This is a genomic window from Streptomyces sp. NPDC003697 (genome assembly GCF_053587115.1).
Genome location: NZ_JBSFNN010000068.1, coordinates 1 through 22,147, shown reverse-complemented (window position 1 = coordinate 22,147; position 22,147 = coordinate 1). Strand labels below are relative to the sequence as shown.

General features: G+C 74.5%; 22 protein-coding genes, 1 tRNA gene and 2 pseudogenes. 14 read left to right on the top strand and 11 right to left on the bottom strand.

Features of this window, described 5'->3' with window-relative positions:
* Positions 1–15: 15 nt before the first annotated feature.
* The 9 genes from ACWDNY_RS23485 (at position 16) to ACWDNY_RS23445 (ending at position 8,444) form a co-directional block, all read left to right on the top strand.
* Complete coding sequence (locus ACWDNY_RS23485) at positions 16–606, top strand: GAF domain-containing protein (RefSeq protein ID WP_451647763.1); 591 nt, start codon at positions 16–18, stop codon at positions 604–606.
* Positions 607–802: 196 nt separating this feature from the next.
* On the top strand, positions 803–1,831 hold the full coding sequence (gene tdh / locus ACWDNY_RS23480) for an L-threonine 3-dehydrogenase (RefSeq protein WP_451647762.1): 1,029 nt from the start codon (positions 803–805) through the stop codon (positions 1,829–1,831).
* Between the two features lie 74 nt (positions 1,832–1,905).
* The gene (locus ACWDNY_RS23475; protein ID WP_451647761.1) at positions 1,906–3,111 is read left to right on the top strand and encodes a glycine C-acetyltransferase; all 1,206 of its coding nucleotides are present in this window, start codon (positions 1,906–1,908) and stop codon (positions 3,109–3,111) included.
* A gap of 295 nt (positions 3,112–3,406) precedes the next feature.
* Complete coding sequence (locus ACWDNY_RS23470; protein ID WP_451647760.1) at positions 3,407–4,150, top strand: SDR family NAD(P)-dependent oxidoreductase; 744 nt, start codon at positions 3,407–3,409, stop codon at positions 4,148–4,150.
* Between the two features lie 129 nt (positions 4,151–4,279).
* The gene (locus ACWDNY_RS23465) at positions 4,280–5,203 is read left to right on the top strand and encodes a LysR family transcriptional regulator (RefSeq protein WP_451647759.1); all 924 of its coding nucleotides are present in this window, start codon (positions 4,280–4,282) and stop codon (positions 5,201–5,203) included.
* A 46-nt stretch (positions 5,204–5,249) separates the two neighbouring features.
* Entirely contained in the window at positions 5,250–5,840 is a 591-nt protein-coding gene (locus tag ACWDNY_RS23460; RefSeq protein ID WP_451647758.1) for a helix-turn-helix domain-containing protein, read from the top strand.
* Complete coding sequence (locus tag ACWDNY_RS23455; RefSeq protein ID WP_451647757.1) at positions 5,837–6,376, top strand: N-acetyltransferase family protein; 540 nt, start codon at positions 5,837–5,839, stop codon at positions 6,374–6,376. Before ACWDNY_RS23460 ends, ACWDNY_RS23455 begins: the two co-directional genes overlap by 4 nt.
* A gap of 216 nt (positions 6,377–6,592) precedes the next feature.
* Positions 6,593–6,952, top strand: a complete 360-nt coding sequence (locus ACWDNY_RS23450) for an MmcQ/YjbR family DNA-binding protein (RefSeq protein WP_451647756.1) — start codon at positions 6,593–6,595, stop codon at positions 6,950–6,952.
* Positions 6,953–7,076: 124 nt separating this feature from the next.
* Entirely contained in the window at positions 7,077–8,444 is a 1,368-nt protein-coding gene (locus ACWDNY_RS23445; RefSeq protein ID WP_451647755.1) for an MFS transporter, read from the top strand.
* 241 nt (positions 8,445–8,685) lie between these two features.
* Here ACWDNY_RS23445 and ACWDNY_RS23440 read toward each other — a convergent pair whose 3' ends face one another.
* Together ACWDNY_RS23440 and ACWDNY_RS23435 are read right to left on the bottom strand one after the other, a co-directional pair.
* Positions 8,686–9,606 carry a transketolase family protein gene (locus tag ACWDNY_RS23440; protein WP_451647754.1) on the bottom strand — a complete coding sequence of 307 codons (921 nt, stop codon included), beginning with the start codon at positions 9,604–9,606 and terminating at the stop codon, positions 8,686–8,688.
* Positions 9,607–9,751: 145 nt separating this feature from the next.
* Positions 9,752–10,459 (bottom strand): transketolase, encoded by a 708-nt coding sequence (locus ACWDNY_RS23435; RefSeq protein ID WP_451647753.1) that lies wholly within the window; start codon positions 10,457–10,459, stop codon positions 9,752–9,754.
* Between the two features lie 174 nt (positions 10,460–10,633).
* On the opposite strand from ACWDNY_RS23435, the gene ACWDNY_RS23430 reads away from it, so the two are divergent.
* Positions 10,634–10,707, top strand: a tRNA-Pro gene (locus tag ACWDNY_RS23430).
* A 105-nt stretch (positions 10,708–10,812) separates the two neighbouring features.
* Here ACWDNY_RS23430 and ACWDNY_RS23425 read toward each other — a convergent pair.
* From ACWDNY_RS23425 to ACWDNY_RS23415, 3 genes and pseudogenes are all read right to left on the bottom strand, one after another.
* The gene (locus ACWDNY_RS23425) at positions 10,813–11,340 is read right to left on the bottom strand and encodes an NUDIX hydrolase family protein (protein WP_451647777.1); all 528 of its coding nucleotides are present in this window, start codon (positions 11,338–11,340) and stop codon (positions 10,813–10,815) included.
* Between the two features lie 387 nt (positions 11,341–11,727).
* Positions 11,728–12,030 (bottom strand): annotated as a pseudogene (locus ACWDNY_RS23420) (tryptophan--tRNA ligase); the annotation flags it as partial.
* A 311-nt stretch (positions 12,031–12,341) separates the two neighbouring features.
* Positions 12,342–12,674 (bottom strand): annotated as a pseudogene (locus ACWDNY_RS23415) (SAM-dependent methyltransferase); the annotation flags it as partial.
* A gap of 247 nt (positions 12,675–12,921) precedes the next feature.
* Here ACWDNY_RS23415 and ACWDNY_RS23410 point away from each other — a divergent pair.
* A complete protein-coding gene (locus ACWDNY_RS23410; protein WP_451647776.1) occupies positions 12,922–13,791 on the top strand; it encodes a Cof-type HAD-IIB family hydrolase in 870 nt (289 codons plus the stop codon).
* A 154-nt stretch (positions 13,792–13,945) separates the two neighbouring features.
* Here the strand turns inward: ACWDNY_RS23410 and ACWDNY_RS23405 are convergent, their stop codons facing one another.
* The 4 genes from ACWDNY_RS23405 to ACWDNY_RS23390 form a co-directional block, all read right to left on the bottom strand.
* Positions 13,946–14,596, bottom strand: a complete 651-nt coding sequence (locus tag ACWDNY_RS23405; RefSeq protein ID WP_451647752.1) for an endonuclease — start codon at positions 14,594–14,596, stop codon at positions 13,946–13,948.
* A 150-nt stretch (positions 14,597–14,746) separates the two neighbouring features.
* The gene (locus tag ACWDNY_RS23400) at positions 14,747–15,229 is read right to left on the bottom strand and encodes a Dps family protein (protein ID WP_451647751.1); all 483 of its coding nucleotides are present in this window, start codon (positions 15,227–15,229) and stop codon (positions 14,747–14,749) included.
* On the bottom strand, positions 15,226–15,483 hold the full coding sequence (locus ACWDNY_RS23395; protein WP_451647775.1) for a WhiB family transcriptional regulator: 258 nt from the start codon (positions 15,481–15,483) through the stop codon (positions 15,226–15,228). Before ACWDNY_RS23395 ends, ACWDNY_RS23400 begins: the two co-directional genes overlap by 4 nt.
* Positions 15,484–15,790: 307 nt before the next feature.
* Positions 15,791–16,600, bottom strand: a complete 810-nt coding sequence (locus tag ACWDNY_RS23390; RefSeq protein WP_451647750.1) for an alpha/beta hydrolase — start codon at positions 16,598–16,600, stop codon at positions 15,791–15,793.
* A 124-nt stretch (positions 16,601–16,724) separates the two neighbouring features.
* On the opposite strand from ACWDNY_RS23390, the gene ACWDNY_RS23385 reads away from it, so the two are divergent.
* Together ACWDNY_RS23385 and ACWDNY_RS23380 are read left to right on the top strand one after the other, a co-directional pair.
* Positions 16,725–17,912, top strand: coding sequence for a thiolase family protein (locus tag ACWDNY_RS23385; protein WP_451647749.1), 1,188 nt, complete (start codon positions 16,725–16,727; stop codon positions 17,910–17,912).
* Positions 17,913–18,082: 170 nt separating this feature from the next.
* Positions 18,083–18,859, top strand: coding sequence for a sulfite exporter TauE/SafE family protein (locus ACWDNY_RS23380; RefSeq protein ID WP_451647748.1), 777 nt, complete (start codon positions 18,083–18,085; stop codon positions 18,857–18,859).
* A 131-nt stretch (positions 18,860–18,990) separates the two neighbouring features.
* Here ACWDNY_RS23380 and ACWDNY_RS23375 read toward each other — a convergent pair whose 3' ends face one another.
* Complete coding sequence (locus tag ACWDNY_RS23375) at positions 18,991–19,791, bottom strand: TIGR01458 family HAD-type hydrolase (RefSeq protein ID WP_451647747.1); 801 nt, start codon at positions 19,789–19,791, stop codon at positions 18,991–18,993.
* 140 nt (positions 19,792–19,931) lie between these two features.
* Positions 19,932–20,087 carry a hypothetical protein gene (locus ACWDNY_RS23370; RefSeq protein WP_451647746.1) on the bottom strand — a complete coding sequence of 52 codons (156 nt, stop codon included), beginning with the start codon at positions 20,085–20,087 and terminating at the stop codon, positions 19,932–19,934.
* Positions 20,088–20,785: 698 nt separating this feature from the next.
* Between ACWDNY_RS23370 and ACWDNY_RS23365 the strand changes: the two genes are divergently transcribed.
* Positions 20,786–21,931 (top strand): serine/threonine-protein kinase, encoded by a 1,146-nt coding sequence (locus ACWDNY_RS23365; RefSeq protein WP_451647745.1) that lies wholly within the window; start codon positions 20,786–20,788, stop codon positions 21,929–21,931.
* Positions 21,932–22,147: the final 216 nt, after the last annotated feature.

Sequence of the window (22,147 nt, the reverse complement as noted above, 5' to 3'; positions counted from 1 at the left end):
CGACGGAGCCCGGCCATGAGCTACGACCCGCCGCGCCCGTCCGGTCGCCTGCTGGTCACCCCGGAGGACAGGGAGGCCCCGGCCCGCACGCTGCGGCTGCGCGGGCTGGGGCTGGGGGAGCGCCCCGAGCCCGCCCTCGACGCGTTCGCGGCCCACCTGGCCGAGCGCGCCGGAGCGCCGTACGGAATGGTCAACTTCCTCGACGAGCGGGGGCAGTTCTTCGCCGGTCTGCACACCCCCGAGGGGGCGGGGCGGGTGGTCCGGCCGGCCGCGGACGGAAGCGGCATCCGGGTGGCGATGGGCCGCCGCCTGCCGCGCGACCACGGCTTCTGCCCCCACGTCGTGGTCCGCCGCAAGGCGCTGGTGCTGGACGACGTCTGCGACTACCCGCGGTTCGCGGGCAACCCGGTCGTCGACGAGTTCGGCATCCGCTCCTATCTGGGCGCGCCGCTGCTCGACAGCACGGGGATGGTGCTGGGGACGGTCTGCGTCGTCGACGTCGCGCCGCGCCCCTGGGGCCGGGAGGGCCTTCGGACCATCAAGTCGGCGGCCGCGCAGCTGGTTTCGCGCATCGAGGGACGGGAGGCGGAGGGCCTCCCCGGCTGACGCGGCGGCCCGCGGCCGCCGCCGGACGGAAAGGCCCAGGTGAGGGCGTGCAGAAAAGCTGTGGCGGTGCTTAAGAAAACCTCGATGGACCCGCGCGCCCGCATGCGGCAGATTGCTACGCGTTTCCACCCCTCTCCCCGGATCCGGCTCCCTCAGGCGTGCCCGGACGGTGGGCTGAACCACAGGAGCCATAGCGTTGAAGGCGCTGGTCAAGCTGAAGGCGGAACCCGGGTTGTGGCTCGCGGACGTCCCCGAGCCCGCCGTCGGTCCCGGTGACGTCCTGATCAAGGTCCTGCGGACCGGCATCTGTGGGACGGACCTGCACATCCGCGCCTGGGACGGCTGGGCGCAGCAGGCCGTCAGCACCCCGCTCGTGGTCGGGCACGAGTTCGTCGGCGAGGTCGTCGAGACCGGCCGCGACGTCACCGACATCCGGCCCGGCGACCGGGTCAGTGGTGAGGGGCACCTGGTGTGCGGCAAGTGCCGGAACTGCCTGGCCGGGCGCCGGCACCTGTGCCGGGCGACCGTCGGGCTGGGCGTGGGCCGTGACGGCGCGTTCGCCGAGTACGTCGTCCTGCCCGCCACCAACGTGTGGGTGCACCGGGTCCCCGTCGACCTGGACGTCGCCGCGATCTTCGACCCGTTCGGCAACGCCGTGCACACCGCCCTGTCGTTCCCGCTCGTCGGCGAGGACGTCCTCATCACCGGGGCCGGCCCGATCGGCCTGATGGCCGCCGCGGTGGCCCGGCACGCCGGGGCGCGCAACGTCGTGATCACCGACGTCAGCGAGGAGCGGCTGGACCTGGCCCGCAAGATCGGCGTGAGCCTGGCCCTGAACGTCTCGGAGGCCACGATCGCCGACGGTCAGCGCGAGCTGGGGCTCCGGGAGGGCTTCGACATCGGTCTGGAGATGTCCGGCCGGCCCGAGGCGATGCGCGACATGATCGCCAACATGACGCACGGCGGCCGGATCGCCGTGCTCGGCCTGCCGTCGCAGGAGTTCCCGGTCGACTGGTCCCGGATCGTCACCTCCATGATCACCATCAAGGGCATTTACGGCCGCGAGATGTTCGAGACCTGGTACGCCATGTCGGTGCTGCTGGAGGGCGGGCTCGACCTGGCCCCCGTCATCACCGGCCGGTACGGCCACCGCGACTTCGAGGCGGCGTTCGCCGACGCCGCGAGCGGCAGGGGCGGCAAGGTCATCCTGGACTGGACCGTCTGACGACCGCCCGCCCGACCGCCCTGCCTCCACCGCACATCTCCCCTTCCGCGCCAGCACTTCCAGGAGCACCCCTCATGTTCGACTCCGTGCGTGACGACCTCCGCGCCACCCTCGACGAGATCCGCGCCGCCGGCCTGCACAAGCCCGAGCGCGTCATCGGCACCCCCCAGTCCGCCACCGTGCAGGTCACCGCAGGCGGCCGCCCCGGCGAGGTCCTCAACTTCTGCGCCAACAACTACCTCGGTCTGGCCGACCACCCCGAGGTGATCGCCGCCGCCCACGCGGCGCTGGACCGCTGGGGCTACGGCATGGCGTCCGTACGCTTCATCTGCGGTACGCAGGAGGTGCACAAGGAACTGGAGGCCCGTCTGTCGGCGTTCCTCGGCCAGGAGGACACGATCCTGTACTCCTCCTGCTTCGACGCCAACGGCGGCGTCTTCGAGACGCTGCTCGGCCCGGAGGACGCGGTCGTCTCCGACGCGCTGAACCACGCCTCGATCATCGACGGCATCCGCCTGTCCAAGGCCCGCCGCTTCCGCTACGCCAACCGCGACATGGCCGACCTGGAGCGGCAGCTGAAGGAGGCGGCCGAGGGCGGGGCACGCCGGAAGCTGATCGTCACCGACGGCGTCTTCTCGATGGACGGCTACGTGGCCCCGCTGCGCGAGATCTGCGACCTCGCCGACCGCTACGACGCCATGGTCATGGTCGACGACTCGCACGCGGTCGGCTTCGTCGGACCCGGCGGCCGCGGCACCCCCGAGCTGCACGGCGTCATGGACCGCGTCGACATCATCACCGGCACGCTCGGCAAGGCCCTCGGCGGCGCCTCAGGCGGCTACGTCGCCGCCCGCGCGGAGATCGTCGCCCTGCTGCGCCAGCGCTCCCGGCCGTACCTGTTCTCCAACACGCTCGCCCCGGTCATCGCGGCGGCCTCGCTGAAGGTGCTGGACCTGCTGGAGGAGGCGGACGACCTGCGCGTCCGGCTCGCCGAGAACACCGAGCTGTTCCGGCGCCGCATGACGCAGGAGGGCTTCGACGTCCTCCCCGGCGACCACGCCATCGCGCCCGTGATGATCGGCGACGCGGCGAAGGCCGGCCGGATGGCGGAGCTGCTGCTGGAGCGCGGCGTGTACGTGACCGGCTTCTCCTACCCGGTCGTCCCGCAGGGCCAGGCCCGCATCCGCGTCCAGCTGTCCGCCGCGCACTCGGCGGACGACGTCAACCGCGCGGTGGACGCGTTCGTCGCGGCCCGGGAGGCCTGGGAGAACGAGGCCTGACCGCGGGTGGGTCAGGAGAGCCAGTCGGTGCAGCTGCTCGGGCCGAGACGGGCGCCGGTGTCGGTGAGCACGTCCCAAAAGTCAGTTGTGCCGCGGGCACGTCACCCGGACGGGCCAGGAGAGCCGCCACGGCTTGACTTCGAACGTACTCGATTGCCTAAGGTTCCGATCACGGACTCCCGCCCACGGGTACGCCCTGCCGCCGAGAACCACGGTCGCGAACGGCGACTGTGAAAGCGGCGGGAAGCGCGACCGCCGACCCGGCCTGGCCGGTTCTCAGGGCAGAGGTGATCCTATGAAGGTGCTGGTGACGGGTGGGACGAGCGGACTCGGACTCGCGATGGCCTCCGCCCTGGCCGCGACGGGAGCCGCCGTCGCGCTCACCGGGCGGTCCGGCGAGCGTGCGGAGTCCGTCGCCGCGGGTCTGCCGGGAGCGACCGGCGTCGAGATGGACGTGCGGGACGAGTCGTCGGTGGCCAGGGCCGTCGACCAGGCGTGGTCGCGGCTCGGCGGCATCGACATGCTGGTGAACAACGCCGGGATCGGCATGCGCACGGTCAACCCGCGCTTCATGACAGAGCCGCAGGGCTTCTGGGAGGTACCGCCCGACGCCTTCCGCGCGGTGATCGACACCAACCTGACCGGCTACTTCCTGGTCGCCCGCGAGATCACGCCCCGGATGCTGGCCTCCGGCGGCGGCCGCATCGTCAACATCTCGATGAACCACTCGACCATGCGGCGCGCCGGCTTCGTCCCCTACGGGCCGTCGCGTGCCGGCAGCGATGCGCTGTCCCGCATCATGGCGGCCGACCTGCGGGGCACGGGCGTCACCGTCAATCTGCTGCTGCCCGGAGGCGCGACCGTCACCGGGATGCTCCCCTCGCACGTCGTCGCCGAGGGCCATGGCTTCCTGAGCCCTGAGGTGATGGGCCCGCCCATCGTCTGGCTGGCCTCCGACGACGCGTCCGGCGTGCACGACGAGCGCATCGTCGCCGCCGAGTTCGAGCAATGGCTGCGGGACTGGGAGAGCCGACGGTGAGGGCGTGAGCGTGCGTGTGGGCCCGCGGGCCGGGGCGTGCGGGCCTGGGGTTGGGTGCCCGGGCCTACCCGGTCCGCGCCGGGAAGGGCCGGCCGGGTCGGGCCGTCCGCAGGTTGCGATAATCGGCGCATGATCGAAGCGCGGCGGCTGCACATCCTCCGTGCGGTGGCCGACCACCGCACCGTGACGGCGGCCGCCGCCGCGCTGTACCTCACCCCTTCGGCCGTGTCGCAGCAGCTCACGGCCCTGGAGCAGGAGACGGGCCACCGCCTGGTGGAACGCGGCGCCAAGGGCGTGCGGCTCACTCCGGCCGGTGAGATCCTGCTCAGCCACACCAACGCCGTCCTCGCCCAGCTGGAGCGGGCCGAGGCGGAGCTGGCCGCGTACCGCTCGGGCAGCGCGGGCACCGTCACCGTCGCCTCCTTCGCCACCGGCATCGCCCTGGTCGTCGCGCCCGCGGTGGCCCGCCTCGGCGGGACCGCGCCCGGCATCCGCATCCGCGTCCAGGACGCCGAGGGCGACGCCAGCCTGCCGATGGTGCTGGACCGGCAGGTCGACGTCGCGGTCGCCGTGGAGTACCGCGGGGCGCCGCCCGCCGACGACCCCCGCCTGACCCACCTCCCGCTGTACGCCGAGCCCTTCGACGCGGTGGTGCCGGTCAGCCACCGCCTGGCCGACGCCCCCGAGGTTCCGCTCGCCGAGCTGGCCAAGGACATCTGGATCGGCCCCTACCCCGGTAACCCCTGCCACGACGTCGTCGTCCTGGCCTGCGAGAACGCCGGCTTCCAGCCTCGCCTCGAGCACTCCTCGGACGACTTCCGCGCGGTCGTCGCGCTGGCCTCGGCGGACGCCGGGGTGGCCCTCGTCCCCCGCTCCGCGCTGCGCGGCATGGACCTGGCGGGTGTGGTCGTCCGTCCCGTGGACGGTGTGGCGCCCACCCGCCGGGTGTTCGCGGCCGTCCGCAGGGGGTCCGAGGGGCACCCCCTCATCCGCCCGGTGCTCGACGCCCTGGGTGAGGCGGCGCGTGGGCAGGGGCGGCCGCCCTCGGTGTGAGCCTTCGGCAACCTCCGCGTTTCATATCCGGGATAGCCTCCCGGATATGAAACAGGACTCGGAACGGCGGACGCCCGCACCGGAACCGGTCGACGCCCGTCTCGGCGCCCGCCTTGCCGAACTCCGCACCGAACACGGCTGGTCGCTCGGGGAACTGGCGGAGCGCAGCGGCGTGAGCCGGTCCACGCTGTCGCGGGCCGAGCGGGCCGAGATCAGCCCGACCGCCTCGCTGCTCAACCGGCTGTGCCAGGTGTACGGGCGGACCATGTCCCACCTGCTCAGCGAGGTCGAGGCGGAGCACGCGCCGCTGCTGCGGGCCGCCGAGCAGCCGGTCTGGGAGGACCGCGCCTCCGGCTTCGTACGCCGGTCCGTGTCGCCGCCGCACGCCGGGCTGCGCGGCGAACTCGTCGAGGGACGGCTCGCCCCCGGCGCCGACCTCGCCTACGACGGTCCCCCCGTCCCCGGACTCGAACAGCACATCTGGGTGCTGGAGGGTGCCCTGGAGGTGACCGCGCGGGACGTGGTCCACCGCCTGGACACCGGGGACTGCCTGCGGCTGCGGGTGTGGGGACCCACGCGTTTCCGGTGCGCCTCTCCCGCGGACGCCCGCTACGTCCTGGCGGTGGTCCGGCCGTGACGGCGACCGTGCGTCTCCTGGACGCCCCCCGGCTGCTCGCCGGGCTGGACGGGCTGGCCGGCCTGCTCACCGACACCGTGGCGGGCGGCGCGTCGGTCGGGTTCCTCGCACCCCTCGGCCACGCCGACGCGGTCGCCTGGTGGCGGGAGCGTGCCACGGGCGTGGCGGCCGGCCGGCTCGCGGTGTGGGCGGCGTACGACCGCGACCGGATGGCCGGCACCGTCAGCCTCGCCTTCGCCGGCATGCCCAACAGCCGGCACCGCGCCGAGGTCGTGAAGCTGATGGTCCACCCGGACGCCCGCGGGCAGGGCCTCGGCCGCCGTCTGCTGGCCACCGCGGAGGAGGCGGCCGCCGCCGCGGGCGTCACCCTGCTGCACCTGGACACGGAGACCGGCAGCCCCGCCGAGCGCCTGTACCGCTCGGCCGGCTGGACGCGGGTCGGGACGATCCCCGACTACGCGACCGACCCGGCCGGGCTGCTGCGAGCCACCACGATCTACTGCAAACGCGTGGGAGCGGCCGCGGGCGCCGAGTGAGTGTCGGTGGCGGCGACCAGGTCCTGTCGTTCGGATCCGGCCGGCTCCCGAGGACGGTGCCTTCCTGCCGACCCGAGCGGGGTCCGGTGCGTGCGGCCGCCGGCGGTGGGGAGCGCCGGCGCGTTGTCGTCGGCGACCGGTGACCCCGCGGCAGATGTGCGTTCCGGTCCCCGCGACGCCGGGACGGTCCGCCCGGCAGGGCCTAACCTACGGCACATGCCGGACGCCGAAGACGTACGCCGTGTCGCGCTGTCGCTGCCCGACACGACGGAGAAGACCGCCTGGAACATGCCCACCTTCCGGGTCGGGGGGAAGATGTTCGCCACGCTGCCGGAGGACGGGACGTCCGTCGCCGTGCGCTGCCCCAAGGAGGAGCGCGACGAACTGGTGCTGGCCGAGCCGGAGAAGTTCTGGATCGCCGGCCACGAGGCGGGCTTCGCGTGGGTGCGCGCCCGCCTGGCCGCGCTGGAGGACGAGGCGGAACTGCGCGACATCCTCGCCGACTCCTGGCGCCAGGCGGCCCCGCCCCGGCTGCTCGAGGCCCACCCCGCTCTCGGGCTTCCCACCGTGCACTGACGGCCCGCGGGACTGCCGGTGGCACCTGGCATGATCCCTGGCCGGGTACGGCAGCCGGGGCGGAGGGGGGCTCCGCCTGCCGCCGCGCACGACGCCGCACAGCCGGGGGAGGGGAGTACCACACATGACGGGAACGTCCTCGCAGTCGCCGTACGACGAGGCGGCGGGCGCGCGGGGTGCCGCGCGGCCGGGGGAGCCCGCACTCCGGCGGACGGGACACGGCGTCGCCGGGGGCAGGGCGCGGCCCGTCTGGTCGCGGGACTTCGCGCTGTTCTTCGTGGCCCGGGCCGTGGCTCGGCTCGGCGACACCATGCTGCCCGTGGCTCTCGCCGCCGGCCTGCTGCAGCACGGCTACGGAGCGGGCGCGGTCGGGCTCGCGATGGCCTCGACGGCCGCCGCGTTCGCGGGACTCGTCGTCTTCGGCGGGGTCGTCGCGGACCGGTTCAGCACCCGCCGTCTGATGATCGGCGCCGATCTGGTGCGACTGTGCACCCAGGCCCTGGCAGCCGGCCTCTTCTTCTCGGGCCACGTGGTTCTGTGGGAGATCTGCGTGCTCGGGTTCGTCAACGGCGTGGCCGGAGCGGTCTTCCAGCCCGGCGTCGCCAGCACCGTGCCCCGGCTCGCCTCCGACATCCAGGGCGCCAACGGCGCCATACGGATCGCCGAGTCCGCGGCCCAGCTGGCGGGCCCCGCCGTCGCGGGCCTGCTGGTCGGTCTCGCCTCGCCCGGCGGGGTGTTCACGGCGCACGCCGTCACCTACGCGGTCAGCGCCCTTTGCCTGCTGCTGCTCCGGCTGCCCCCGTTCATGACCGGGACGGACGGCCGCCCGTCCGGTCACGGCAGCACGGACTTCAAGGCCGGCCTCGCCGAGGGCTGGCGGGAGTTCAGGGCACGCACCTGGCTGTGGGGCGTCATCGCCGTCTGGTGCCTCTACATGATCGCCGTCTGGGGGCCGACTGTCCCGCTGGTCGCCACGGAAGTGGTCCAGCAGCACGGCCCGCGCGCCTACGGCCTGGTCAACTCCGCCCTCGGCGCCGGCACGGTCGTCGGCGGCTTCCTCGCCCTGCGGCTGCGCCCCCGCCGCATGCTGCGCGCCGGCGCGCTCGCTCTGTTCGCCTTCGCGGCCTTCCCCGCGACCGTCGGTGCCGGGGGAGGTGTCCCGGCCATGGCGGCCGGCGCCGCGGTCGCCGGGGCCGGGATGTCGTTCTGGGGCGTGATGTGGGCGACCAGCGTCCAGACCCAGGTGCCGCCGGACGTCCTCAACCGCATCCACGCCTACGACGTGGCCGGCTCCCTCGCCATGATGCCGGTGGGCCAGGCCCTCGCCGGTCCGGCCGCCGGGGTCCTGGGAGCCGACCGGGTCCTGCTGGCGTCCGGGGCGATCAGCCTGGTCGTGCCGGTGGCGCTGCTCGCGGTCCCCGCGATACGGGACCTGGTGCGGGCCGACGCGACGACGCGCGGCGCGGGCCCGGCCGGGGAGCGGCGGCGGTGAGGCCGCGTTCGGGGAACGGACGCTGACGGCGAACGGACGCCACGAGAGGCGGTGGCTGCCGGGAGGCGGAGCGACGCCGGGTGGACGCTGACGACGGGGAACGGGTGCGCTGTCGGGCGGAGGCTGCCGAGGGGACGCCACCCGACGGACCGAGGCCACCGGCATGCGGACCGGGCCGGGTGCCGCCGAACCGGGATACGACGCGGTAGCGCGGCGCCCGGCCGGCGCGACGGGGCCGGGCCTACGCCCGAGTCGCCGTCCGGCGGCTCTCCAGGAACGGCGTGATCCGCTCCCGCAGCGACCGGGCGTCCAGACCGTGGGCGGCGGCATGCTCCTCCACCCTGCCGTAGCGCCGCAGCTCGCGGCGGCCCACACCGAGCCCGAGGACGCGGTGCGGGACGTCGGCGAGCGCCTCGCCGGTGGCCGCGGCCGACGTGCCCGCCAGGTACGGCTCGACCAGGACGACGTCGGTTCCGGCCGCCGCCGTGGCCCGGCGCAGGGCGGCGGCGTCGAAGGGCCGGACGGTCGCCGCGTACAGCACCGTGACGTCGAGGCCCTCCGTCGCGTCGAGCACCGCGTCCAGCAGCGGCCCGACGGCGACCACGACCCCCGAGCGGCCCTCCCGGACGGTCAGGAAGTGCTCGCCGTCCACCGGCAGGCCCACCGCGTTGGACTGGACGGACAGCCGTACGTACACCTTGTCCTCGCCCGCCGCGACCGCGTGCCGGAGCAGCGTCTCGGCCTCGTCCGGGTGGCCCGGCACGTGGACGGTCCACCCGTCCAGGGTGTCGAGCAGGGCCACGTCCCCGGGGGCCATGTGCGTGTATCCGCCGGCCGGCCAGTCGAAGGAGGCGGCCGCGCTCACCAGCACCGCGCCCGCGCCCTGGTGCCCCAGGTCCAGCTTGACCTGCTCGAAGGGCCGTTCCACGAGGAAGCTGGCGAAGGTGTGCAGCACCGGCCGCATCCCCGTCAGCGCCAGCCCGGCGCCGGCCCCGACGAGGAGCTGTTCACGGATGCCGACGTTGATCACCCGGTCGGGGTGCCTGCGCCGCGCCTCGGCGAAGCCGTCCCTGCCGATCTCGGCGAGGACCACCGCGACCCGCGGATCTTCGTCGAGCAGCCGGGAGACGACGGGGGCGAAGCGGTCACGCATGGTGTCCATGACGAGTGGTCCTTTCGAGGGGCCGGTGACGTGGGAGCGGGGCGGAGGCCGCCGGGACGGGCGGGACCCGGACCGGCCGGGACGGGCGGACGGGACCCGGAACGGGCGGGCGGGGAAGAGAGGGGGAGGGGAGGCGGCGCGGGCGTCACGCGTTTTTCGGCTCGACCCTGGCCACGACGGCGTGCGGGCGGCCCGGATGCGGGGCGGTGAAGGCGGCGTGCAGGGCCTCGTGGTCGCGGCCGTCGACGGTCACCACCGACCAGCCCGCCGCCTCGAACCGGGCCGCGATCCCACCAGGACGCGCGTGGCCGGCGGAGGAGTTGTCGACGACGACGGTGTGCAGCCGGTCGAGCCCCATGGGGCCTGCGAAGGCGATCGCCTCGTGATTGCTGCCCTCGTCCAGTTCGGCGTCCCCGACCAGCACCCACACGCGCGGCCGGCGCAGACCCTGGGCCCGCAGCCCCAGCGCGGTGCCGACGGCGATCGGCAGTCCGTGTCCCAGCGACCCGCTGCCGATCTCGACGCCGGGCACGAGGGTGCGGTCCGGGTGGTGGCCGAGCGGGGAGTGGTAGGTGCCGAAGTCCGGCAGCCACTCCTCGGGCACGAATCCCTTCGCGGCGAGGACGGCGTAGTACGCCATGGGGCCGTGTCCCTTGGACAGCAGGAAGCGGTCCCGTCCGGGGTCGTCCCGGTGCTCGGGGCCGGTCCGCAGGACGCGGTCGTAGAGCACCCACAGCACGTCCAGGGTGGAGGTGGCCGCGGGCCCGTGCTTCTCGTCGCCCGTCATCAGGCCCATCAGCCGGGGCAGGTCGGCGTAGGTGCGCGAGCGCCCGGGTTCGTCGGTGATCGTCATACGGACGATCGTGTGACCTCAAGCGGACTTGAGGTCAAGCCCCGCCCTGCGCCGGTCGCCACAGCGCCCAAATCGGCGACCAGGCACGGCGGAAACGGGTGCGCGACCACCGACCCGAGTGCGGTATTGTTTTCCTGCACGTCGGGCCGAGGGAAACCCCAGGTCAGACGGCACCGGGACGTGGCGCAGCTTGGTAGCGCACTTGACTGGGGGTCAAGGGGTCGCAGGTTCAAATCCTGTCGTCCCGACGGTCGTCGGACCGAAGGCCGCTCTCTCCGTGGAGAGGGCGGCCTTCGTCGTCCCTGCGTTCGGTGTGCTCCGCGGGCCGCGCGCCGCGGCCCGTCCGGCCGTGGTCAGTACACGTGGCCGACGTGGGCGAGCGCCTGCTTCAGCAGGACCCCGTGCCCGCCCGGCATCTCGTTCTGCAACGCGACCGAGAGGGCCTCCTGCGGGCTGAACCACACGAGGTCGAGCGCGTCCTGCCGAGGGCGGCAGTCGCCGGTCACCGGGACGATGTAGGCCAGCGACACGGCGTGCTGGCGGGGGTCGTGGTACGGCGTGATGCCGACCGTCGGGAAGTACTCCGCGACGGTGAAGGGCTGCAGCGAGGCCGGCACCCGGGGCAGTGCCACCGGCCCGAGGTCCTTCTCCAGGTGGCGCAGCAGGGCGTCCCGCACGCGCTCGTGGTGCAGCACCCGGCCGGAGACAAGGGTCCGGCTGACCGTTCCGTCCGGGCCGATACGGAGGAGCAGGCCGATGCTGGTCACTTCGCCGCTGTCGTCGACGCGCACCGGGACGGCCTCGACGTAGAGGATCGGCATGCGGGCGCGTGCCATCTCCAACTCGTCGTGACTCAGCCAGCCGGGCGTGGTTTCGGTCATGTCAGACATTGCTTGATCATACTTTCAAGGACTCCCGCTGCGTGTGTGCGTGTTCGCGTCCGCTGTGACCCGCGCCACACCCGGATGGCTCCCGGGATCGCGCGGTGTCCCCGGCCGCCTCCGTGCGGAGGCCGCTCCGACGGACGCGATCGTCGTGCGAAGGCCGCTCCGACGGACGCGATCGTCGTGCGAGGCCGCCCCGACGGGCGCGGCCGGTACGCGTTCCGTCTCCCCGCACTGCCCGTCGGCATGCGGCCCTCGTGCGACCCGGAGCGGGCAGGGCGGACGGTACGGACGGGGACCGGGGACCCGGCGGTGGACACCGGCGGCCAGGGAACACGGTCGGGACGGCGGTGTCCCCCGGGTTCCGGGGCGGGGCCCCGGCCGTCAGTAGTGGCTGTTCATGGCGGCGCGCACCTCGGCGAGCGTGGCGTCGGCCACGGCCCTGGCCCGCTCGTTGCCCTCGCGCAGCGTCCGGCGGATGCAGCCGCGGTCCCGCGCGTACTCCGCACGGCGGGCCCGGATGGGGGCCAGGTACTCGTTGACCGCCTCCGTCACGGTGCGCTTCAGCGCGGCGGCCCCGGCGGAGCCGATGTCGTCGGCCACCTGCCGGGGTGTGCGGCCCGAGCAGAGCGCCGCCAGCAGGAGGAGGGACGACACCTCGGGGCGGCCGGCCGGGTCGTAGGTGACGGGGGAGGCCGGGACGGCGGTGCCGGGGCCCGGGATCTGGGTGGTGGTGTCCACGAGGTCTCCTGGTGGGGTCGGTGTCGCCGTCGGGACGACACGCCGCCCTTTCCGGGGGACACGGAAAAGGGCCCTCCGTCCGAACGGCCCTGGCATGCCTGAGTGGCGGCCGCTCCTACGAGGAGCGCCACCAGCTGAGACACGACGAGAGACGCATGAGCGCATCACAACGTCCGGACTCCCCGGCACGAGGGGACCGGCAGGCGCACCACCCTGCCTCCTCGCTCCCTCCGCGGCCGGCCGCACGCGGACCCGGGTCAGGGCTTCACGGCCACCGCGCCGAACTGCGGGACCACGGCGGGCGAGGCGGACTCGGGGCGCCAGTGCGAACACGGCACGAGACCCGGCTCGACCAGCTCCAGTCCGTCGAGGAAGGCGGCGATCTCGTCCCGGCCGCGAGCGGTGATCGGGGGCTTGGCGTTCTCGTTCCAGAACTCCATGGCCCGCGCGTTGCCCTCACCGCCGAGGTCGGCGTCGCAGGTGGGGTGGGTCAGGACCAGGAAGCTGCCGGAGGGCACCGCCGCCATGAGACGGCGCACGATCTCCCGCGCCTCGCCGGTGTCCAGGACGAAGTTCAGGACGCCCAGCATCGCAGGTCGCCGAGCACGTCGCCGGCGCCGGGTCCACCCGCCGGTGCGGTGCCCGCGCGACGGCGTCGGGGCCCGCCGCTTCCCGGGCCGCTGCACCCGGACCGGCCGCGCGCTCCCGGTGCCGGTCAGGAGGGCGCCCGGGCCGGGATCCGGGTGCCCGGTAGGCTGGGCGCGCCGCCGCGCGGCGGCCACAGGCACGATGCGCACCACCCAGGCGCCCAGCAGCGCCCGCGACAGAGACCACGAGATGTCCTGCACCCCCTCCCCCCTGCTCACCGCCCCCGAGCTGCCCGCCGGCCCCGTCGACATACGGCTGGTCGTCACCGACATGGACGGCACCCTCCTCGACGACGCCAAGCGCATACCGGCGGGGCTGTGGCCGACATTGGCCGAGCTGCGCCGCCGGGGCGTGCTCTTCAGCCCGGCCAGCGGCCGCCAGTACGCCACCCTGGCCGAGCAGTTCGGCGACGAGGGGCGGGGCATGGTGTTCATCGCCGAGAACGGCACCTACGTCGTCCGCGACGGTGCCGAGCTGAGCTCGGACCCGCTGGCGCCCGCCGCCGCGGCCGGCGTCGTCGGCGCGGTACGGGACCTGGCGCGCCGGGGCGTGGACGTGGGCGCCGTCGTCTGCGGCAAGCGGTCGGCCTACGTCGAGCGGAGCGACGAGGCCTTCCTGGCCGAGGTGCGCAAGTACTACGTCCGGCACCGGATCGTCGAGGACGCGACCGCCGTCGACGACGAGATCATCAAGGTCGCCCTCTTCGACTTCGGGCCGGCCGAGCGGACCACCGCGCCGGCGCTGCACGCGTTCACGGCGACCCACCAGGTCGTCGTCTCCGGCGAGCACTGGGTCGACGTGATGAACGCGACGGCCAACAAGGGCGCCGCCCTGCGCCGCCTCCAGCAGGAACTGGGCATCACGCACGCGCAGACGCTGGTGTTCGGCGACTACCTGAACGACCTGGAGATGCTGGACGCCGCCGAGTGGTCGTTCGCCATGGCCAACGCCCACCCGGAGGTCGTCCGGCGGGCCCGCCACCTGGCGCCCTCCAACAACGACAACGGAGTCCTGCGCACCGTCGCCCGTCTGCTGCACCTGCCGACGGCGGCCCTCTGACGGGCGGGACCCGGGACCGCGGCCGCGAGCCGCGTCGGCGCCTGAAGCCGGGCCCGCCGTCCGGGGACGGGTCCCTGCCCGCCGTGCGTCCGGCGGCGGGGGCGTCCTCGGGCCCGGGCCGGGTGGGTGCGGGCGGTCCGGCAGCGCGGCACGGTCATCCGGCGTGGCTGAGGCACTCCTCGGCCAGGTGCGCGTCGAGCGCGGCGCGCACCAACGCGGCCGCGAGGACGGCCGGTTCCGTCCCGCCCGCCGACCCGGCGAGGCGGTCGGCGTCCTCGGGCAGGCCGAGGCGCCGCGCCCCGGACAGCGCCTTGGCGTCCAGGTACGGCGCCACCTCGGGCCACACGCGCTGTACCTCGCGCAGGAAGATGTCCGCGCCGGCCGGGCCGAGGCCCGGCACCTCCCGCAGGAGACGGCGCAGCACGGACACGTCGCCGTCCGCCGCCGCGCGCAGCCGGCGCAGGTCGCCGCCCCAGCGCTCGGTCAGCAGCTTCGCGCCGTCGCCGAGCTGGGTGGACGTGCGCTCGTCGTAACGACGGTAGCCGCCACGGCCGAGCGCCTCCACGCGCCGGTGCCGGCCTGCCTCGGCCATGCGGTGCGGGTCGCGCAGCCCGGCGTCGAACAGCTCCCGGGCCGTGGCGATCGCGACGGATCCGCGGATGCGGGCGCTGAGGAGCACGGCGAGCACCAGCACCTGGTACAGCGGCTGCGGGGTGTTCCGCAGCCCGATGCCGGCCTCCTCGGCGAACGTCCGGCCGTGTGCCCCGACCAGCTCCCGCAGGAGCCGGGCGTCACGCTCCGTCACCGGGCCGCCTCAACGGGTCGTGGCCCAGGGGCATCAGCCGCCGCCTGCGTGTGCTGTCGGCGTCCTCGACCTCCGGCTCGTGCTCCGTCATGTGGCCCCCTTCCGTCGGTACGTGCGGCGGGACGACGCCGGGGCCGGTCCTGCCGGGGGTCAGTCCCCCCGGGGCCAGTTCTCGGCGTCGAACATCCAGCGCTGCTTCTCCAGTTCGGCGGTGATGGCGATCAGCAGGTCCTGGGTGACCGGGTCGGCCTTCTCGGTCGCCTCGATGCGCTCGCGCAGCCTCCTGACGGCGGCGTCCAGTGCCTCGACCATCACCTCGACGACCTCGTTGTCCCGCACCCAGCCGTCCTTCGGGCCGGGCAGGGTGAAGGCCGAGGCGATCGTCTCGGGCCGGCCGTCCGGCGGCACGCCGAGCGCGGCCGCGCGCTCCGCGACCGTGTCGGCGAAGTCGCGTGCCGCCGCCACCACCTCGTCGAGCTGCAGGTGCACGGAGCGGAACCGCGGCCCCACGATGTTCCAGTGCACCTGCTTCCCGATCAGCGAGATGCCGAGGAGGTCCACCAGGGTGCTCTGCAGCGCGTCCCGGGTGACCTGCCGGGCCGCGTCGGGGAGCGTGCTCTTCACTTCAGTCATGGGATGCTTCTCCTTGCGGAGTCGTCTCTGGAGGTCCGGAGCAGTGCGAGGCGCTCCTCCTCGCAGGTCCCGCCCCACACACCCGCGGTCTGTCCGCTGCCCAGGGCGAACGCCAGGCACTCGGTGATCACCGGACAGCGGGCGCAGATGCGCTTGGCGGCGTCGATGTCCTGTACCGCCGGTCCGATAGTGCCCACGGGAAAGAACAGCTCGGGGTCCTCGCCCACGCAGGCAGCACTGCGCAACCACTCCATGGGGGCGCGGGTGCCCGGGGCGGCAGGGCGCAAACACCGCGGTGGCGAGGGTTCCGGCCGCCGCCGGCGACCCGGCCGGCGGCCCGGGAGGGGCCGGTCCCGGCCGGCGGACCGCGTGCCGCGGCCCACCCGTACGCCGGCCGGTGAGCGGGTCGGCGTGTACGGCGGCCGGTGGGCGGATCGGCTCGTGGGTACGGCCGCCGGCGAGCAGCTCGGCTCCCGGATGCGCCGGCCGGGGAGCAGGTCGGCGGGCCGGTACGCCGGCCGGTGAGCGCGTCAGCCGGTCAGCGGGCCGGCCGGCGCCGCGTCAGCGGGCCAGCACCTCGTCCAGGAAGCCGGTCAGGTCCCGGAACACCTCGTCCCTGTGCGTCTCGAGGAACACCTCGTGCCTTGCGCCCGGGTAGATCCGCTCCGTCGCCTTCCCGCCGCTCAGCCGCTCCACCCCGATCCGGCTCCCGGCGAGCGGGACCAGCCGGTCGTCGGCGCCGTGCAGCCACAGCACCGGCAGGGAGCCGACGTCGCCGCCCTCGGCGACGGCCGCGAGAGTCCGGACGAACGCCTCCAGCGTCGGCCGCTTCATCGGGCCGTGCCAGACCAGCGGGTCCGCCGCGTAGGCCGCGCCGACCGCCGGGTCGCGGGAGAGCGAGGCCGGGCTGATCGGCGTGTCGGGGATCTCGTCCAGGGCGAGCAGCCGCCCGGGCAGCTCCCAGGCGCCGATGACGGGGCCCGACAGGACGAGCGCGGCGAGCCCGTCGCCGTACCGCTGGGCGTAGCGGGCCGCGATCAGGCCGCCCATGGAGTGGCCGATCACGACGACGGGCAGGTCGGGATGCGCGGTGCGGGCGAGGAGGGCCGCGGTGTGCACGTCGGTCACCACGTCCTCGAAGTCCTCGATCACCACCCGTTCGCCCGCGGACTTCCCGTGACCCCGGTGATCGGGCGCGACGACGGCCGCGCCGTGCTCCGACAGCACGCCCGCGACCTCCCCGTACCTCCCGGCGTGCTCGCCGTAGCCGTGCACCAGCAGGGCCACGTAGCGGGGCCGGGCGTGCGGCCACTCGTGGACGGTGAGCGGGCCGCGGCTTCCGGCCAGGACGTGCTCGCGGGCTTCGGCCATGGCTCCTCCAGGTACGTCGGGCGGGTCCCGTGGGATCTTCCCAGGCTGCCGACGGGAGGTCTATAGTCCGAGACGGCACAAAACTAGCGGTGCTAATTAAGTGGGCTGTGTGAGGAGTCCTGTCGTGCGCCCCGTGCATTTCGCGGCCGCCCGCCGCACCCCGATCGGCAAGCTGCGCGGAGCCCTGTCCTCCGTCCGTCCCGACGATCTCGCCGCCGCCGCGATCCGAGCCCTGGTCGCCGACGTGCCCGCGCTCGACCCGGCCCGTGTCGACGACGTCTACTGGGGCGCCGCCAACCAGGCGGGCGAGGACAACCGCAACGTCGCCCGCATGGCCGCGCTGCTCGCCGGGCTCCCCGAGTCCGTCCCCGGCGCCACGGTCAACCGCCTGTGCGCCTCGGGTCTGGAGGCCGTCACCACCGCCGCCCGCACCATCGCCGCCGGCGAGGCGGACATCGTGATCGCGGGCGGGTCGGAGTCCATGAGCCGCGCCCCCTTCGTGCTGCCCCGCCCCGACGAGGCCCTGCCGCACCGGATGGAGACCTTCGACACCCGCCTCGGCTGGCGCCTGGTCAACCCGGCGATGAAGGAGCTGCACGGTCTGCTGGCCATGGGCGAGACCGCGGAGGAGGTCGCCGCGCGGTACGGCGTGCCGCGCGAACGCCAGGACGCCTTCGCGCTGCGCAGCCACCGGCTCGCCGCCGAGGCGCGCAGACGCGGTTACTTCGACGACGAGCTGCTGCCCGTCGAGCGCCCCGACGGCGTGGTCGTGGACGGCGACGAGAGCATCCGCGAGGACACCTCCCTCGACAAGCTCGCCCGGCTCAAGCCGGTCTTCCGCGCCGGCGGCACGGTCACCGCGGGCAACGCCTCACCGATGAACGACGGCGCCGCCGGACTCCTCCTGGTCAGCGAGGAGGCCCTGAACGAGCTGGGTCTGGAGTCCCTCGGCCGCTATGTCGCGGGCGCCTCCGCCGGCGTCCACCCCGACGTGATGGGCATCGGACCCGTCCCCGCCACGCGCAAGGCGCTCGCCCGCGCCGGCTGGAGCGTCGGCGACCTGGAGGAGGCCGAGTTCAACGAGGCGTTCGCCGCCCAGGCCCTGGCCTGCGTCGACCAGCTGGGCATCGACCCCGACCTGGTCAACCCCAGCGGCGGCGCCATCGCCCTCGGCCACCCGCTCGGCTGCTCCGGCGCCCGCATCCTCACCACCCTCCTGCACCGTATGCGCCGCACGGGCGCGTCCCGCGGCCTCGCGACGATGTGCGTGGGCGTCGGCCAGGGCAGCGCGGTACTGGTCGAGCGGCACTAGTGCCGCGACAGTGGGCCGGGTGGAGCGTCGGGCGCGCTGATCCGGGATGCGGGGTGGACAGGCGGGCGGGCTGATCCGGGCTGCGGGTGACAGGCGGACCGTAGCGGCACGGACCAGCCACCGGGACGGTTACCCCGACTCCGATGCGTGCGCGTACCATCGGTCTCCGCATGAACACCATCACGCTCTGGCACCTGTCCGGATGGGCTTTCGCGGCGCTGGCCGGTGCGGCCCTGCTCGTCGGCTTCTCCAAGACCGCCGTCAGCGGGGCCAACACCGTCAGCCTCGCCGTCTTCGCCGCCGTGCTGCCCGCGCGCGCCTCCACCGGAGTGCTGCTGCCGGTGCTGATCGCCGGGGACGTGCTGGCCGTCCTGACCTACCGGCGGCACGCCCACTGGCCCACGCTGTGGCGGCTGTTCCCCGCCGTCGCGGCTGGAGTGGTCCTCGGCACGATCTTCCTGGTGTGGGCCGACGACGGGGTCGTGCGCACCTCGATCGGCGCGATCCTGCTGCTGATGGCGGCGGTGACGGTGTGGAGGCGGCGGACGGCTGCCGCGACGGAGGAGCGGCCCGGCACGGTAGCCACCCGCGCCGGCCGGGTCAGGGCCCGCTCCTACGGCGTCCTCGGCGGCTTCACCACGATGGTCGCCAACGCGGGCGGCCCGGTGATGTCGCTGTACCTGCTCTCCGCCGGCTTCCGCAAGCTCGGCTTCCTCGGCACGTCCGCCTTCTTCTTCCTGGTGGTGAACGTCTCCAAGGTGCCCTTCAGCGTCGGCCTCGGCCTCATCGACGGGCGTTCGCTGCTCCTGGACGCGGCGCTCGTGCTGTTCGTGGTGCCCGGGGCCCTGCTGGGCAAGTGGGCGATGCACCGCATCAACCAGCGGCTGTTCGAGCGGCTCGTGATCGCGGCGACCGTCGCGGGCGGGTTGCAGTTGCTCCTGCGTTAGGGCGCCGTCCGGTGTGATCCGTTGATCCGTCCGACAGCGCCCGGACAGCGCCCCGCCGGGAGTCGGCCGGACCGGGTCGGCCTGCCCCTGGCCGGGACCCGGTGGGCCGGTGCGGCACGCGCGGTGCGTCGTCAGGCGGGCCCGGGCGACGTGAGCAGCGAGGGCACGTCGGCGAAGGAGCCGACCACCCGGTCGGGCCGCCCGCTCGCCTCCCGTTCCGTCTCCGGCAGGTACTTGCCGGTCCTGACGAGCACCCCGGTCAGGCCGGCCCGCTGAGCCGCCAGGACGTCCGACTCGATGTCGTCCCCGACCATCAGTGCCTCCTCGGCCCGGACACCCACGTGCGCGAGCGCCGCCTCGAAGAACGCCCGCGACGGCTTGCCGGTGACCTCCGCCTCGGTACGCGCGGCCGCCTCCAGCCCCATCAGGAAGGCACCGGAGTCGAGTTGGAACCCCTGGGCGGTCCGCCAGTACAGGTTCCGGTGCATGGCGACCAGCCGGGCGCCGCGTTGCAGGTGCCCGAAGGCCCGGTTCAGCGCGGCGTAGTGGAACTCCGGACCGGCGCCGCCGACGACGACCACGTCCGGCGCGGTGACGGTGTCGCACGGATCGAGGACGGTGACGCCGGTCAGGTCCTCGGCGATGTCGCCGCTGTTCAGCAGTGAGCAGCGGGCTCCGGGCACGCGGTCGGCGAGGTACGCGGCGGTGGCCGCGGGCGCGGTGAGGATGTCGTCGGTGCCGACGGCGAAGCCCGTCGCCGTCAGCGCCTCGGCGATCGCGGCGCGGGTGCGGGACGTGGTGTTGGTGAGCAGCACGACGCCGAGGCCGGCGGCCCGGATCTCGCGCAACGCCTCCACCGTGCCGGGCAGTGGCCGCCAGGAGACGGTGAGGACCCCGTCGATGTCGATGAGGACGGCGCGTACGGATGCCATGAGGGGACGATAGCCACCCATGCCCGTGACAGGGGAGCACCGCACGGGCCGGCGCCGTCCCGGGGGGCCGCGCCGGACGACCGCTCGGGGCGCCGCCGCCCCGGACCCCGCGAGGGGAGCGGCGGTCCGGGGTCGGCCGGTCAGGACTCCGCGCGGGCGAGCGCGGCCCGGAGCCGGTCGTAGCGGTCCACGTCCGTCCATACGTCGGTGCGGCGGGGCCGGCCGGCGAACCAGCCCCAGATGCTCGCCAGAACGCCCGTCCCCAGCGGGATGAGCAGCCATGTCAATACCGTCACGATCGTCTCTCCTTCCACACCCCTGGCCGGATCAATCGGATCAACGGATATGGCGGCGATATGGCCTACCGACTTACATACTCAGCGGGATCGGACGCGGCAACAAGGGACTCGGAGTGGACCTCTCCGGCGGTTTCCGGCCGCGCCCCGGACGGTCCCGTACGACGGTGCCCGCCACCCGGGGGCGCCCGCCGCGTCCCTGCGGCACCTCCCCCGGCCGGGGTGAACTGCCGGCTGTTCGCCTGCGCGGTGCTGCGGCACTTCGGCCTCACACCGCCGGCGCCGCGGTCGGGCGAGCCGTGGGCGGACATCCGGGCCACGGTCCGCGCGCCGGGCGCCCGGCCGCTGGACCTGCTGCTGTTCAACGCCACCGACGATGCCTACGGCGCCCACGTCGGGGCCCGGGCCGGCGAGGACGCCGTGCTGCACCTCAGCCGGGAGGTGGGGCGGCCGGCGGTCCGGCCGGCGCGCCGCGCGGTCGCGCCACTTCGCGGCGCGGAAGCGCTACCGCGTGCCGGCCGGCGTCGAACGGGTGCTCGCCGGCCAGGTGCCCGGCGCCCCCGGGCGGCCGGTCGGCGACCCCCAATGATCGTTAAGATGGGCCGGTTGGCGCGACCCGTACTCGACGGCCGGCTGTCCGCCGGGACCGGTGCGGTGTGTGCGTGAGGGCGGGACTTCTGGGATAGGGGCGTTCACGGGTGCTGGTTGCGGATCGGTACCGGCTGCACGCGGTCGTCGGGCGGGGCGGGATGGGCGAGGTCTGGCGGGCCTCGGACGAGGTCCTCGGCCGTCCGGTCGCGGTCAAGCTGCTGCTCAGCGACGGGGCGGACGCGTCCGCCGCGGCGCGGTTCCGGCTGGAGGCGCAGACCTCGGCACGGCTCAACCATCCGCACGTGGTGGGCGTGTACGACTTCGGGGCCTGGGAGGACCGCTTCTTCCTCGTCATGGAGCTGGTCGAGGGCGACAGCCTGGCCGGGGAGCTGAGCACGGGCGGACCGCTCACCCCGGAGCGGCTGGCCCAGGTGGCGCTGCACGCGGCCGAGGGGCTCGCCGCGGCGCACGCGCAGGGCATCGTGCACCGGGACGTCAAGCCCGGGAACCTGCTGACGGACCGGCACGGCACCGTCCGCATCGGCGACTTCGGCATCGCGCGCTTCGTCGACGACCCGTCGGCGGGACTCACCACCACCGGGCAGATCGTCGGCACCGGCCTGTACCTGGCGCCCGAACGCGCCATCGGCACCCCGGCGGGTCCGGCGTCCGACATGTACTCGCTGGGCTGTGTGCTCTACCAACTGGGCGTCGGCCAACCACCGTTCGAGGCGGCGACGGCCACCGCGCTGCTCTACCAGCACGTCGACTCGGCGCCCGTGCCGCCCCACCAGCGGGGCGCCGCGCTCCCGCCCGCCTTCGAGGCGTACCTGCTGAGCATGCTCGCCAAGCGGCCGGAGGAGCGGCCCACGGCACGGGAGGCGGCGGACTGGTTCCGCAGCGAGGCCTGGCGCGGGGCGCCGCAGCCGCTGCCGCCGGAGCAGCAGGGCGCGAGGCCGTCCCAGGGCCGCACGGGTGCGGCGCACGGGCGGCCCGGTCCCTCCCAGGGCCGCACGGGTGCGGTCCGGCACGGGCGGACCGGTCCGCCCGGCGGCGGCCCCTCGGGCGGCCGGGGCGTCCCGGCACCGGCCGCGTCGGGCGTGGACACCGAGTGGAACACCACCGTCCACCGGGTTCCCTCACGCCGTCCGGGTCTGCGGACCTCGTTGGGGCGGCACCCTCGCGCGGTCGTCCTCGTGGGCGGCGCCGTCCTCTTCGTGTCGGCGCTGCTGCTCGGCATGGCGTGTTTCTAGTGCCGCGGCAGGCGACGTTTGCCCGTCAGGGAGCGGCGTCCGGTGCGTGCTCTCGGCGTGTCGGCCGGACGCCCTCGTACGGGATGTACTTGGGCTTTCGGCCGGCGCGGTGAGTGGGGGTACCCCCCGCTCGAGCGGAGCCGAGATCGAGTTCCGCAGGCGTCACGGGCACGAGGCGTTGGAGCAGCTCTTCGACGAGGCAGAGATCATTCCCAC

Bases quoted from the DNA above. Each gene is read 5' to 3' on its own strand.
- ACWDNY_RS23485 (WP_451647763.1), top strand. From the start codon at position 16: ATGAGCTACGACCCGCCGCGCCCGTCCGGTCGCCTGCTGGTCACCCCG.
- ACWDNY_RS23475 (WP_451647761.1), top strand. From the start codon at position 1,906: ATGTTCGACTCCGTGCGTGACGACCTCCGCGCCACCCTCGACGAGATC.
- ACWDNY_RS23470 (WP_451647760.1), top strand. From the start codon at position 3,407: ATGAAGGTGCTGGTGACGGGTGGGACGAGCGGACTCGGACTCGCGATG.
- ACWDNY_RS23465 (WP_451647759.1), top strand. From the start codon at position 4,280: ATGATCGAAGCGCGGCGGCTGCACATCCTCCGTGCGGTGGCCGACCAC.
- ACWDNY_RS23460 (WP_451647758.1), top strand. From the start codon at position 5,250: ATGAAACAGGACTCGGAACGGCGGACGCCCGCACCGGAACCGGTCGAC.
- ACWDNY_RS23450 (WP_451647756.1), top strand. From the start codon at position 6,593: ATGCCGGACGCCGAAGACGTACGCCGTGTCGCGCTGTCGCTGCCCGAC.
- ACWDNY_RS23445 (WP_451647755.1), top strand. From the start codon at position 7,077: ATGACGGGAACGTCCTCGCAGTCGCCGTACGACGAGGCGGCGGGCGCG.
- ACWDNY_RS23440 (WP_451647754.1), bottom strand. From the start codon at position 9,606: ATGGACACCATGCGTGACCGCTTCGCCCCCGTCGTCTCCCGGCTGCTC.
- ACWDNY_RS23435 (WP_451647753.1), bottom strand. From the start codon at position 10,459: ATGACGATCACCGACGAACCCGGGCGCTCGCGCACCTACGCCGACCTG.
- ACWDNY_RS23425 (WP_451647777.1), bottom strand. From the start codon at position 11,340: ATGACCGAAACCACGCCCGGCTGGCTGAGTCACGACGAGTTGGAGATG.
- ACWDNY_RS23410 (WP_451647776.1), top strand. From the start codon at position 12,922: ATGTCCTGCACCCCCTCCCCCCTGCTCACCGCCCCCGAGCTGCCCGCC.
- ACWDNY_RS23400 (WP_451647751.1), bottom strand. From the start codon at position 15,229: ATGACTGAAGTGAAGAGCACGCTCCCCGACGCGGCCCGGCAGGTCACC.
- ACWDNY_RS23395 (WP_451647775.1), bottom strand. From the start codon at position 15,483: ATGGAGTGGTTGCGCAGTGCTGCCTGCGTGGGCGAGGACCCCGAGCTG.
- ACWDNY_RS23390 (WP_451647750.1), bottom strand. From the start codon at position 16,600: ATGGCCGAAGCCCGCGAGCACGTCCTGGCCGGAAGCCGCGGCCCGCTC.
- ACWDNY_RS23380 (WP_451647748.1), top strand. From the start codon at position 18,083: ATGAACACCATCACGCTCTGGCACCTGTCCGGATGGGCTTTCGCGGCG.
- ACWDNY_RS23375 (WP_451647747.1), bottom strand. From the start codon at position 19,791: ATGGCATCCGTACGCGCCGTCCTCATCGACATCGACGGGGTCCTCACC.